General features: G+C 68.2%; 10 protein-coding genes and 3 pseudogenes. 6 read left to right on the top strand and 7 right to left on the bottom strand.

What is annotated here, in order from left to right:
* Positions 1-16 precede the first annotated feature (16 nt).
* A complete protein-coding gene (locus Cocul_RS04635) occupies positions 17-478 on the top strand; it encodes a hypothetical protein (protein WP_055122156.1) in 462 nt (153 codons plus the stop codon).
* Between the two features lie 46 nt (positions 479-524).
* Here the strand turns inward: Cocul_RS04635 and Cocul_RS04630 are convergent, their stop codons facing one another.
* From Cocul_RS04630 to Cocul_RS04610, 5 genes are read right to left on the bottom strand one after another with little or no spacing between them, the layout of a single operon-like run.
* Positions 525-950 (bottom strand): DUF3151 domain-containing protein, encoded by a 426-nt coding sequence (locus Cocul_RS04630; RefSeq protein WP_055122155.1) that lies wholly within the window; start codon positions 948-950, stop codon positions 525-527.
* A 10-nt stretch (positions 951-960) separates the two neighbouring features.
* Positions 961-2,181 carry a DUF418 domain-containing protein gene (locus Cocul_RS04625; protein ID WP_055122154.1) on the bottom strand — a complete coding sequence of 407 codons (1,221 nt, stop codon included), beginning with the start codon at positions 2,179-2,181 and terminating at the stop codon, positions 961-963.
* 7 nt (positions 2,182-2,188) lie between these two features.
* Positions 2,189-2,788 carry a Maf family protein gene (locus Cocul_RS04620; RefSeq protein WP_055122153.1) on the bottom strand — a complete coding sequence of 200 codons (600 nt, stop codon included), beginning with the start codon at positions 2,786-2,788 and terminating at the stop codon, positions 2,189-2,191.
* A 35-nt stretch (positions 2,789-2,823) separates the two neighbouring features.
* Complete coding sequence (locus Cocul_RS04615; protein ID WP_055122152.1) at positions 2,824-3,033, bottom strand: acyl-CoA carboxylase epsilon subunit; 210 nt, start codon at positions 3,031-3,033, stop codon at positions 2,824-2,826.
* Between the two features lie 8 nt (positions 3,034-3,041).
* Entirely contained in the window at positions 3,042-4,607 is a 1,566-nt protein-coding gene (locus Cocul_RS04610) for an acyl-CoA carboxylase subunit beta (protein ID WP_055122151.1), read from the bottom strand.
* Positions 4,608-4,724: 117 nt separating this feature from the next.
* On the opposite strand from Cocul_RS04610, the gene Cocul_RS04605 reads away from it, so the two are divergent.
* Both Cocul_RS04605 and Cocul_RS04600 read left to right on the top strand, forming a co-directional pair.
* Positions 4,725-5,480 carry a biotin--[acetyl-CoA-carboxylase] ligase gene (locus Cocul_RS04605; protein ID WP_055122627.1) on the top strand — a complete coding sequence of 252 codons (756 nt, stop codon included), beginning with the start codon at positions 4,725-4,727 and terminating at the stop codon, positions 5,478-5,480.
* Between the two features lie 11 nt (positions 5,481-5,491).
* Positions 5,492-5,950: a hypothetical protein gene (locus Cocul_RS04600; protein ID WP_055122150.1), complete on the top strand. Its 459-nt coding sequence runs from the start codon at positions 5,492-5,494 to the stop codon at positions 5,948-5,950.
* A gap of 6 nt (positions 5,951-5,956) precedes the next feature.
* On the opposite strand, the pseudogene Cocul_RS04595 reads toward Cocul_RS04600, so the two are convergent.
* Together Cocul_RS04595 and Cocul_RS04590 are read right to left on the bottom strand one after the other, a co-directional pair.
* Positions 5,957-7,905: pseudogene (locus Cocul_RS04595) on the bottom strand (ABC transporter ATP-binding protein).
* 2 nt (positions 7,906-7,907) lie between these two features.
* Positions 7,908-9,679 (bottom strand): annotated as a pseudogene (locus Cocul_RS04590) (ABC transporter ATP-binding protein).
* A gap of 70 nt (positions 9,680-9,749) precedes the next feature.
* Here Cocul_RS04590 and Cocul_RS04585 point away from each other — a divergent pair.
* From Cocul_RS04585 to Cocul_RS11825, 3 genes and pseudogenes are all read left to right on the top strand, one after another.
* Complete coding sequence (locus Cocul_RS04585) at positions 9,750-10,994, top strand: 5-(carboxyamino)imidazole ribonucleotide synthase (protein WP_055122149.1); 1,245 nt, start codon at positions 9,750-9,752, stop codon at positions 10,992-10,994.
* A 47-nt stretch (positions 10,995-11,041) separates the two neighbouring features.
* Positions 11,042-11,542, top strand: a complete 501-nt coding sequence (gene purE / locus Cocul_RS04580; RefSeq protein ID WP_055122148.1) for a 5-(carboxyamino)imidazole ribonucleotide mutase — start codon at positions 11,042-11,044, stop codon at positions 11,540-11,542.
* A 6-nt stretch (positions 11,543-11,548) separates the two neighbouring features.
* Positions 11,549-11,896 (top strand): annotated as a pseudogene (locus tag Cocul_RS11825) (YdcF family protein); the annotation flags it as partial.
* Between the last annotated feature and the right edge of the window lie 93 nt (positions 11,897-11,989).

Raw genomic sequence — 11,989 nt, 5'->3', positions numbered from 1 at the left:
GGAAAGGTTTTTGGGTATGAGGCCGCTCGGTATTCCCCTGGGTATGGGTGACAAGGGCGCGCACCGCGCCGCTCCTCCACTGATCGGCGGCCTCTCCGCGATCCTTGCCCTATCCGGGTGCGGCGCGGGGGAAGGGGACATCGCCCGCGCCGCGCGCGAAGGAGATGCGTTCACCCTGCGCGAGGTGATGGGGGAGGGCGCGAGGGAAGGCTACGTCTTTTGCCAGTACATTAACGCCGAGGACGGCGTGGAGCGAGGCTTCGAGGAGAAGGACTTCCCCAGCATGGAACGCAACCACCAGGGCTGGGAGAGCGGGACGGGAATAGGCGTGCTCGTTACGGAGGAGGCCGATGCTCCTCGCGTGGAGTGGTTTGATCCTGCCGAGGTGGATGCCTGCCCCTCCCCGGAGGACTCGCTGCGCCGGTTAGCGCCAGACCAGGAGATCACCGTGCGCGAGGTGGAGAGGGAAGGGAACTGACCGACGGCCACGGCGGCACGCGCCGTGCCACCGTGCGGGAGTTGCACTACTGAGGGCCGTTGCCGTCCAGCAGGGTGGAAACGGAGCCCGGGTCGGCGTCGGAAAGCATCTGGCGGCAGCGGTCGTACTCGCCGGTTTCCCCGATGGCCCGGGCGGCCAGCGCCAGGGCGGCGATGGCGCGCAACACCCCCTGGTTAGGCTCGTGGGAGAACGGCACCGGCCCCCAGCCCTTCCAGCCGTGGGCGCGCAGCCGATCGAGGCTGCGGTGGTAGCCGGTGCGGGCAAAGGCGTAGGCCACCAGGCGATCCTGATCGCCGCTCGCCTGCTTCAAAGCCTCCTCCGCGCGGACGGCCCACACCAGGGGGCTATCGGGGTGCCGCAGCGCCGTGGCGGTGGCGTGCGGATCGGCCCCCTGGGCGGGATCCTCCGGCAGCATGACCGGCGGGGGCGCGAGCATATCGTTCATCTTCATGCGTACCACTCTAACGCCGGAGCGTGACCCGAGGGGCGCGGGCGGAGACGCGGGAGAGCGGCTTGAGCGCCCAGTACATGAGCTGCTCGATGGGGCCGCGCCGGAAGAGGCGGAACCAGATCATGGCAAAGACGATGGGCCCCAGCAGGTTAGCCAGGGCGAATCCCGGCTCCGCGATGTCATGCCCGTTGGCGTTGAGGTATCCGATGGCGAGGATATGGCCCACGTAGGCCGTCAGCGGCATCTTGCCCAGATCGCGCAGGGGATAGACCAGATCGTTGAAGAGCACGTTGCGGCAGGCGATGAGGCACAGGCCGATGACAAAAAGCGCCATGCCGGTGGAGGAGAGAATCTCCGCGATGGAACCGGAGTGCGGCACGTAGAGGAAAAGCCAGGTGTACCAGTCCGTCGGGGTCACGCCGTAGGCGTTGTGCAGGAGATAATCGGTGGCCTCCGCGCCGTCGGGGTGAAAGGCACTGTACCGCTCGTGGAAGTCGCTGAATTGGAGGTAGAGCCAGGAGCCGCCGTACCCAAGGAGAAACAGCGGCGCGCCGATGACCACCAGCCAGCGGGCCGCCTGATCCGTGGTGAACAGGAACTTTTCCGCCGCCACCCCGGCGAGGAACACGGGAATCCAGGACATCAGGGGAAACAACCCGGTGATAAAGAGATACTGCCAGAACTCCGACCACTGGCCATCGGCGATCAGCGCCGGGGTGGGGGTGGCCCCGAAGCCGGGCGGATCGGGCAGCACCCGGCGCAGCTCGAAGGAAAACAACGGCAAGAACAGCGCCGAGGCCGCCGCCGCGATCGTGGCGCTAAAGAGGCTGAGGCGGAACACCAGGGGAGCGACGAGAATATAGAGGAAGCCGTAGGTGACCAGAATGACGATGGGCCCCACCGAATCGAGGGAAATGGCCAGGCCGATGAGCACCAGAATGATGCCGCGCCCCACCAGTTGCAGCACCGAGGTGAGGGTATCGCGGGACTTGGTGAGCAAAACCACCGAGACGCCCGCGAGCACGGCAAAGAGGATGGAGGAACGGCCGTCGAAGGCGCTGCGCAGCAGGTTATCGCCCCACAGGTGCCCCCAGGTGTGCATGTAGAACATGCCGATGATCGCCAGCGCGCGGGCCAGGTCGATGCCGTCGAGGCGGTGGGACTTGGGGCGGCTGAGCCGGGTGCGGTACGTGAAACGGGGGCGTTGCGTGAGCGCGTGAGCGGGAGACATAGGTGGTTTAGGATTCCCAGAAATCGGAGACAGTCAAGCCGAAAGAATAAAGGGCGCGGCGTACGAATGGAAGCGAGAGCCCAATGACGGACGAGGGATCACCCTCGATGCGATCAATAAACCACCCGCCCAGGGCCTCCAGGGTAAACGCCCCGGCGCACCCCCACGGCTCTCCCGTGGCGGCGTAGGCGGCAATATCGTCCTCCTCTGCCTGCGCGAAGGAGACGGCGGTGCGGGTGGAGTCCACCACGGACTGGCCCCGAGGGCCGATCACGCAGTGGCCGGTGAGCAGTTCCGCGGTGCGGCCCGCCTGGGCGCGCCAGCGGCGCACCGTTTCCTCCTCGGTATGCGGCTTGCCCTGAAGCTGCCCGTCCAGCAGCAGCATGGAATCGCAGCCCACCACCACCTCCCCCGGATAGCTCGGGGCCACGGCCTCGGCCTTGGCTTTGGCCAGGGCGCACACGACCTCGGCGGGGGAGGCCTGGGGCGGCAGGGAGGCGCGCAGCGCCTCCTCATCGACGTGCGCGGGGTGCAGCACGGGTTCCACCCCGGCCGAGCGCAAGATGGCGCGGCGGGAGGGGGACTGCGAGGCCAGGACGAGGCGCATGGCTTACTCCTTAGGTCTCTATTGCACCGTGATTCTCAGTGATAAGGTACGGCGCTAAAGGCGCGGGGATTAAACGGGCGGGGGGAGAAGTAATCGTCCGGGCGGCCCCACCGATCGGGATCGATGGTGCTCTTGAGGTGCTCCTTGCGGGCAAGTTCGCCCAACACCTGGCGCAGGGCCTCGATCTCCGCCTCGTCGGGTGCCCCGGAGAGCACCCGCAGGCGGGGGGTAAAAGCGTCAGCCATGATCCTCCTTATAACGCGATGTTGCCGTGCTTCTTCGCCGGCGGGTAGGTGACCTTGCGATCCAGCAGGCGCAGCCCCTCCACCAACTGCCCGCGCGTGTGCTCCGGGGGAATCACCGCGTCCACCATGCCGCGCTCGGCGGCCTGATAGGGAGAGAGGTGGCGCTCGTCGTACTCCGCGGAGAACTTATCCCGCAGGGCGTCCACGTCCTTGCCCTTGCGCTGCGCCTTGGCCAGCTCCGCCGCGTGGATTTCCGGCACGGCCGTCTCGGCGTGCATGGCGGCGATCTGCGCGGTGGGCCAGGCGAACACCAGATCCGCGCCCAGATCCTTGGCCCCCATGACCACGCTGGCCGCGCCGATGGCGTGGCGGGTAATCACGGTGAGGGTGCCCACTGAGGCCTCCGCGTAGGCATAGGCCAGCTTGGAGACGCTGCGTACCACCCCGCCGAGTTCCTCGTCCGTGCCGGAGACGAAGCCGGGCGCGTCCACGAAGGACACCACGGGGATATTAAAGGCGTCGCAGGTGCGAATGAAGCGCGCGGCCTTATCCGCCGCGCGGGAGTCCACCCGGCCGGCGCCCTGGGCAGGCTGATTGGCCACGATCCCCACCGCACGGCCCTCGATGCGGGCAAAGCCGGTGAGGATATTGGGGGCGTAGGCGGGCTGAGTTTCTAGGAACCGCTGTCCGTCTACCACGCGGGTGATGGCCTCGCGCATGTCATAGGGGGCCTGCGGATCGTCCGGGATCAGGGCATTGAGCTGCGTGTCCGCGGCGGAGATGTTCTCCGCGATGGAGCCGGTAATCCGGGACTCCACCGGGCGGGGGGCCTCGGCGCGGTTGTTGGAGGGCAGGTAGCCCAGCAGGTCGCGCAGGATCTCGGCGGCGTGGGCATCGGACTGCGCCACCAGATGCGCGGTGCCGGAGCGCTCCGCGTGATCCCGGGCCCCCAGGGGTTCCTCCCCGGCCTCGGCGGGGCTAAGCCTTAAGAGCGCCTGCCCCTCCACCATGAGGGTGAGGTCGGCGGCACCCGCGAGCAGGGCGTGCGGGCCGGTGACCTCCCCGGTGAGCACCGCGATGTGCGGAATCACGCCGGAGGCCTGCGTGGCCGCAGCCACGATGCGGGCATAGAAGGACAGCGCGGCGGTGCCTTCGGCGGCGCGCGCCCCGCCACCCTCAAGGAAGGCGATCACCGGCACCCCGGTCTTGGTGGCCAGGCGGTAGATCTTCAGGATCTTCTCGCCGTACACCTCGCCCAGGCGGCCGTCGAAAATGCTGGAATCCTGCGCATACACGCAGACCTTGCGCCCGGCCACGGTGCCGTAGCCCGCCACCACGCCGTCGGTGGCGGGGCGGGTGGAATCGAGGCCGTACTCGGAGACGCGGTGGCGCGCGAGGGCATCGACCTCGACGAAGGAGGAGGCGTCGAGAAGCGCGCCGATCCGCTCGCGGGCGGTGAGCCGCCCGGCCTCGTGGGCCTCGGCGATGGCGCGATCGCCCACCGGTGCCTGCGCCTCCGCGAGGCGGGCGGTGAGATCTGCCAGCTTTCCGGCTGTGGTGGAAAGATCAGTCATGGTTGTTCATTCTAGGGGGTAGCCGTGGCGGGCACGCGCGCCCCGTCCCCGCCGAGCCCCGGCCGATGGCCGAAAGTGGGGGCGGCGAGAGCGTGGCCGGTGGGTATGGTGGTGGGCATGGAAGAAACAGTGCTCCGGGAACGTCTGGGCGAACGAGCGGGGATTTACCCCCGCCTGAGGGTGGTGGCGCAGACGGGTTCCACCAACGCTGACCTCCTTGCGCAGCCGGATGCGCCCGATCACGCCGCACTCATCGCCCGGCATCAGACCGCCGGGCGCGGCCGCCTGCACCGGCACTGGGAGGGCACGCCGGACAAGCAGCTGGCGCTATCCGTGCTGTACAGGCCAGAAAAAAGGCTCGTGGAGCGCCTGGGGCTGCTGCCGCTGGCCGTGGGCCTGGCGGTGGTGGACACCGTGCCCCGGGCGGAGCTGAAGTGGCCCAACGACGTACTCATCGAGGGGCGCAAGGTCTGCGGAATCCTCGTGGAGGCCGCCGACCTCGACAGCGATCCGCGCGTGGTGGTGGGCTGCGGGATCAACCTCAGCCTAAGCCGCGAGGAACTACCCGTGGCACACGCCACGTCCCTGACCCTAGAGGGAATTGCCCACGATCCGGCGGACGTCGCGGCGGGGCTTCTCGACGCCCTGGAGCGCCGCGTACAGCAATGGCGCTGCGCGGACCCCACCCTGCTGGGGGACTACCGCGCGCGCTGCACGACCTTGGGGGCCGAGGTGCGGGTGGAGCGTTGGGAGGAGATCATCGAGGGAACGGCGGTGGACGTGACCGCCACGGGCGCCCTGCTCGTGGAAACCAGCCGGGGCCGCCAGGAATTTTCCGCCGGGGACGTGACCCACCTGCGGCGCGCCGTCTAGCCCGAGCGATCATGGGAACCTTTCGCCCCGCTCCCAGAGAACGCGTGGTGGTGGACGTCTCCGCCCCGCTGAGCACCCTGATCTTTCCGGTGCTGGAGGCGATCCTGCTCACCGGCGTGGCCTGGATCATTGTCGGCTACCTGGATCGCCCCGAGGTGGCCGTGAGCATAACCCTGCGCAACGCCCTGGTGGGGCTGTGGGCGCTGGGGGTGGGGTGGCGGCTTGTGCTGCCGCTGTGCCGGGCGCGCCGCCAGCGCTTCATGGTGACCACCCAGCGCATCGTGGTGCGCGGGCCGGGGCTGAGCGCGCGCACCGATGAAATATCGCTGCGCCAGGTGCGCGGGGCCAGAAAGAGCGGCCGGGGCCGGGTGGCCCTGGGGCTGATCGGCTATGACCGCCCCGTGGTCTTTGCCCGGCTGCCCCGGCCCAAAAAGGTGGCCCAGGCGATCACGGGACTGGTGCGGTGGTGAGGCTTTCTAGGATTCCTCACCAAATTGCGCCGCGTTGAGCCGCGCGTATGCCCCGCCGCGAGCCACCAGCTTCTCGTGGGAGCCCTGCTCCACGATGTCACCCTCCTCCATCACCAGGATCACGTCCGCGTCGCGGATCGTGGAGAGGCGATGGGCGATCACAAAGGACGTGCGCTCCGCGCGCAGCGCGTTCATGGCCTCCTGCACCAGCACCTCCGTGCGGGTATCCACCGAGGAGGTGGCCTCGTCGAGGATCAGCAGCGCGGGTTGCGCGAGGAAGGCGCGCGCGATGGTAATGAGCTGGCGCTCAACGGCGGACAGTGCCCCGCCCTCGCCGTCGATACGGGTGTGATACCCCTCCGGAGGGTGCGCACGAAGCGATCCACGTAGGTGGCCTTGGCGGCGGCAATGACTTCCTCCTCCGTGGCGTCCAGGCGGCCATAGCGGATGTTCTCCGCGATGGTTCCCTCAAAAAGCACCGCGTCCTGGAGCACCATGCCCACCTGGGAGCGCAGATCCCGGCGGGAAAGATCGCGGATGTCCGTGCCGTCGAGGGTGATGCGCCCGGAGTCGATCTCATAGAAGCGCATAATCAGGTTCACCAGGGTGGTCTTGCCCGCACCGGTGGGGCCCACGATGGCGGCGGTCTGCCCCGGCGCCACGCTCAGATTCAGCCCCGTAATCAGCGGCTTATCCGGGGAATAACCAAAGGAAACGTCCTCGAACTCGACCAGCCCGCGCGCCCGCCCCGGTACCCGGGCGGAGGCGCTCTCGGGGGCGTCGAGAAGCTCAAAGACGCGCTCGGCAGACGCCACGCCGGATTGCAGCATCTGCATCATGCTGCCGAGTTCCCCGAGGGGCTGATTGAACTGGCGGGAGTACTGAATAAAGGCGGTGGCATCGCCCAGGGTCATGGAGCCAGAAGCCACCCTCAGTCCGCCGAGGACGGCGATGCCCACGTAGGACAGATAGGAGATGAACTGCATGATCGGCATCATCATGCCGGAGAGAAACTGCGCCGTGGAACTGGAGCGGAAAAGCTCCTCATTGCGCTCCCCAAACTCCTCCACCGCGGCGTCCGTGCGGCCGAAGATCCGCAGCACCTCGTGCCCGGAGAAGGTCTCCTCCACGTGCCCGTTGAGCATGCCCGTGGAACGCCACTGGGTAGTGAACTGCTTTTGGGAGCGCGAGCCGATCACCGCGAGCACGATGCCCGTCAGCGGCAGCGAGAGCAGGGCCACCAGGGCGAGCTGCCAGGACACCCAGAACATCATGGCGGTGATGCCGATGACCGTGAGCAGGGCGTTGAGCGCCTGCGCCAGGGCCTGCTGCAAAGCCTGCTGGATATTATCGACGTCGTTCGTGGTGCGAGAGAGCACGTCGCCGCGCTTGCTGGTGTCAAAGTACGACAGCGGGAGACGGTTGATCTTGGCCTCTACGTCCCGGCGCAGCCCGTAGACCGCGCGCATGACCAGGCGGTTAAGAATGAACCCCTCCAACCACATGAACGCCGAGGCGGCCAGGTAAAGACCGATGATCGCGGCGATGAGCCAGCCCAGGCGGGAGAAATCAATGCCCGCGCCGGGGGTAACGTCCATGCGGCCCAGCATGTCCGCGAAGGTATCGTTCCCCTCGGCGCGCAGCCCGGTGACGATCTGCTCCTTGGGTATCCCGGTGGGCAGCTGGGAGCCGATGGCCCCGGAGAAGATCACGTCCATGGCGTAGCCGGTGACGCGCGGGGCATACACGTTGAGCGCCACGGAGAAGGCCACCAGGCCGAAAACCAGGACCAGCTGGGCCTTGTAGGGAGAGAGCAGGCCGAGCAGGCGTGCGGCCCCGGCCCGGAAGTTCTTGGCCTGGCGCGGCGCGGACCCGGACCAGTCATCCACCCCCACCTTTTCCTGGAGGTCGAGGAGTTCCTGCTCGGAGAGGTCGGCGGTATCGTTCTGAGCCATGATTAGCGCACCTCCTTGGTGTCACGGGGGCCGTGAGTATGTGCTGCGTCCGTATCATTCGCCTCATCCGCCGCAGCCTGGGAACGGACGATCTCACGGTAGGTCTCGGAGGCGCGCAGCAACTCCTCGTGCGTGCCGCGCGCCACGATCTCGCCGGCCTCCATGACCAGGATCTGATCCGCCTCCCGGATGGAACTGACCCGCTGGGCCACCACGATCATGGTGGCCTGGGCGACCTCCGGGGCGAGGGCCGCGCGCAGGCGCGCGTCCGTGGTCATGTCCAGGGCGGAGAAGGAATCATCAAAGAGGTACACCGTGGGTTTGGCCACGAGCATCCGGGCGATGGAGAGGCGCTGGCGTTGCCCGCCGGAGACGTTGGTGCCGCCCTGGGAGATGGGCATATCTAAGTCCTCCACGAAGTCCGCCTGGGCGGTGCGCAGCGCCGCCCACATCTCATCCTCGCTGGCCTGGGGATTGCCCATCGCCAGGTTGGAGCGCACGGTGCCGGAGAAGAGGTAGGGCTTTTGGGGCACCATGCTCACTCGCTCCACGATGTCCGCGTGGGCCATCGCGGTGATGTCGGTGGCGTCGATCAGCACCTGGCCCTGCGTGGCGGTGTAGAGACGGGGGATCAACCCCAGCAGCGTGGTCTTGCCCGAGCCGGTGGCCCCGATGATCGCGGTGACCTGGCCGGGGCGGGCGGTAAAGGAAATATCGCGCAGCACCGGGGCCTCCGCGCCGGGGTAGGAGAAGCTCACGTTCCTGAACTCCACCATGCCCTCGGCCGAGGCCGGGCGCTGAGGCTGGGCGGTCTCGTGAATGGAAGGGGAGTGCTCCAAGACCTCGGTGATGCGCCCCGCGCACACTAGGGCGCGCGGCAGCATCATGGCCATGAAGGCGCCCATCATCACGGCGGTGAGGATCTGCATGAGGTATTGCAGGAAGGCGGTGAGCGAGCCCACCTCCACGGCCCCGGCGTCCACGCGCTGCCCGCCGAACCACATCACCGCGCCGGTGGCCAGGTTCAGGATCAGCATGATGATGGGGAAGAGGAGCACAAAGAGGTTGCCGAGCTCACCGAGAGCTCGGTGAGCTCGGTATTGGCGCGGTCAAAGCGCTGAACCTCGTGCTCCTCCCGGGTAAAGGCGCGCACCACCCTGATGCCGGTGATCTGCTCGCGCAGCACGCCGTTGATGGCGTCGATCTTGTGCTGCTGGCCGGTGAACAGGGGCAGGAGCCGCGCGATGAGGAAGGCCACGGCCGCGAAGAGCACGAGCACGCTGACCACCACCAGCCAGGACAAGCCTGGGTCCTCGCGCACGGCCATGATGATGCCGCCCACCATCATGATGGGCGCGGGTGCCATGAAGTTCAGCATCATCATGTACGTCATCTGCACCTGCTGGACGTCATTGGTGCCTCGGGTAATCAGCGTGGCCGAGCCGAAGCGGCTGACGTCCTCCGCGGAGAAACTCGCCACGCGGCGGAACACATCGCCGCGAATATCGCGGCCGGTGCCCATCGAGGTGCGCGCGCCGAACCACACGGCGATGCACGCGGAGATCACCTGGACAAACGCCACGGCCAGCATGATGGCGCCCAGCCGCCAGATGAGATCCACGTCCCCGCGGGAGACGCCCTCATCAATAATCCGGGCGTTGAGGGAGGGAAGATACAGCGTGGCGAGGGTGGAAATGGTTTGTAAGAAAAGAATAGCGAGGAGAGCACCGGAATAGGGCCGCGCCCGCGATCCGATGAGGCGTAAAAAGTTCACCCGGCAAGGCTAGCAGCGCGGTACCGCGGCCGCCTTGGGATAGCGCGGCGGGTGACTATAGTTGAGCAGCGTGAAGGACACCGAACAGGACACCGAACAGGCCTCAGCGAAGAACCTCCACGGCAATCCCGCCGCCCACGCCCCCGGGCAGCCCGTGGTGGCCGTGATCGGAGACGGCCAACTGGCCCGCATGATGCAGACCGCCGCCATCGAGCTGGGCCAGTCCGTGCGCCTGCTGGCCGGAACCCCGGAATCCTCCGCCGCCCAGGTGGCCGCCGACGTCCTCCTTGGGGACTACCGCGACCTCGATGCCCTGCGCGCCGCGGCGCACAGGGCGGATGCGGTCACCTTCGATCACGAGCACGTGCCCAGCGAGCACCTGCGCGCGCTTATCGACGCCGGGATCAGCGTGCAGCCGCGCCCCGAGGCGCTGCTCTACGCCCAGGACAAACTAGAGCAGCGCCGCCGCCTGCGGGAACTGGGTTTCCCGGTTCCCCGCTTTAGCGCGGTGACCTCCGTGGCCGACGCTGAGGCCTTCTACGAGGAGGCGGCGGGCCAGGTATGCCTCAAGGCCTGCCGTGGCGGCTACGACGGCCACGGGGTGTGGTTCCCCGAGGATCGAGAGGCCCTGACGGAACTGGTGACCAGCCTCCTGGATAAGGGCGTGGCCCTCATGGCGGAGGAAAAGGTGCGCTTTGACCGTGAACTCTCCGCGATGGTGGCCCGCACCCCCTCCGGGGAGGTGGCGGCCTGGCCCGTGGTGGAATCGGAGCAAAAGGACGGCATCTGCCACCGCGCCATCGCCCCCGCACCGGGCATGAGCAAGGAGGACGATGACGCCCTGCGCACCCTGGCCGAGGACATCGCGCGGCGCCTGGGCGTGACCGGCGTGCTGGCGGTGGAGCTCTTTGACAAGGGCGGCCAGTACTGGATCAACGAGCTGGCCATGCGCCCCCACAACACCGGACACTGGACCCAGGACGGCTCCGCCACCAGCCAGTTCGAGCAGCACCTGCGCGCCGTGCTGGACATGCCCCTGGGCGATACCCGGCCCACCGCGCCCGTGACCGTGATGGTCAACACCCTGGGCGGGGCCACGGAACCCGCCGAGCCGGTACCCAGCCGCATGGCGCAGGTGTGGCGGCGCTTCCCGCAGGCCAAGATCCACCTCTACGGCAAGGAACACCGTCCGGGGCGCAAGCTCGGGCACATCAACCTCAGCGGGCAGGACGCGGCCGCCACCGCGCGGGAGGCCGACCTCGCCGCGCACTACCTGGTGCACGGGCGCTGGGCCGATGGCTGGGTTCCCGCATAGGGCCATAAAACTGGCCTCGGTATCGCTATCACAGAAAGGACTACCACATGACCCCCCTCGTTGGCCTCATCATGGGCTCCGATTCCGATTGGGACACCGTGGCCCCCGCCGCCGAGGTGCTCGCGGAGTTCGGGGTGCCCTTTGAGGTGGGCGTGGTCTCCGCCCACCGCACCCCGGAGCGCATGCTCTCCTACGCCAAGAACGCCCACCACCAGGGGATCAAGGCGATCATCGCCTGCGCCGGGGGAGCCGCGCACCTCCCGGGCATGGTGGCCGCCGCCACCCCACTGCCGGTGATCGGCGTGCCGCGCGCCCTCAAGGATCTCGACGGCATGGATTCCCTGCTCTCCATCGTGCAGATGCCCGCCGGGGTGCCGGTGGCCACCGTGTCCATCGGCGGGGCCAAGAACGCCGGGCTGCTGGCCGTGCGCATCCTCTCCGCCGGGGACGATGCCCTGCGCGAGAAGATGGTGGCCTACCAGGAGAACATGGCCGCCGAGGTGGAGCGCAAGGACGCCGCGCTCAAACGGCGCCTCTTGGGGGAATAACAACGCATGCCGGTTCTGGTGCTGGGCGCGCGCCTACGCAGGGGAGCCGTGGGTCCCATGCTGGAGGCGCGCCTCGCCGCGGCGCTGGCCCGGTATCAGGCCGCGCCGCCGGGGGAGAAACCCACGGTGGTGGTCAGCGGCAAGGGGGAGGCCCCCGCGATGGCCCGGTGGCTGGCGGCGCGCGGGGTGCCCGAGGAACACCTCGTGGTGGAGGCGCAGGCGGAATCCACCAACGAGAACCTGGAAAACGCCTACGCCCTCCTGCCGCGCGCCGGGCAGTGGGTGGTGGTGACTAACGGCTTCCACGTGTGGCGCACGCGCCTGTGGATCTGGCACCTGCGGCTGCCCATGCGGGTGGTGGGGGCACCCACGCCGGGGCGGAGGCGGCCGGTGACCTATGCGCGGGAGGCCCTGGCCGTGGCCCATTCCTCCGCGCGGATCGTTTGG

Origin of the sequence: Corynebacterium oculi (assembly GCF_001412105.1) — a bacterium.
GTDB classification, from domain to species: Bacteria; Actinomycetota; Actinomycetes; order Mycobacteriales; family Mycobacteriaceae; genus Corynebacterium; species Corynebacterium oculi.
The sequence above is the reverse complement of the archived record's forward strand: the minus strand, read 5'-3'. Positions and strand labels throughout refer to the sequence as shown.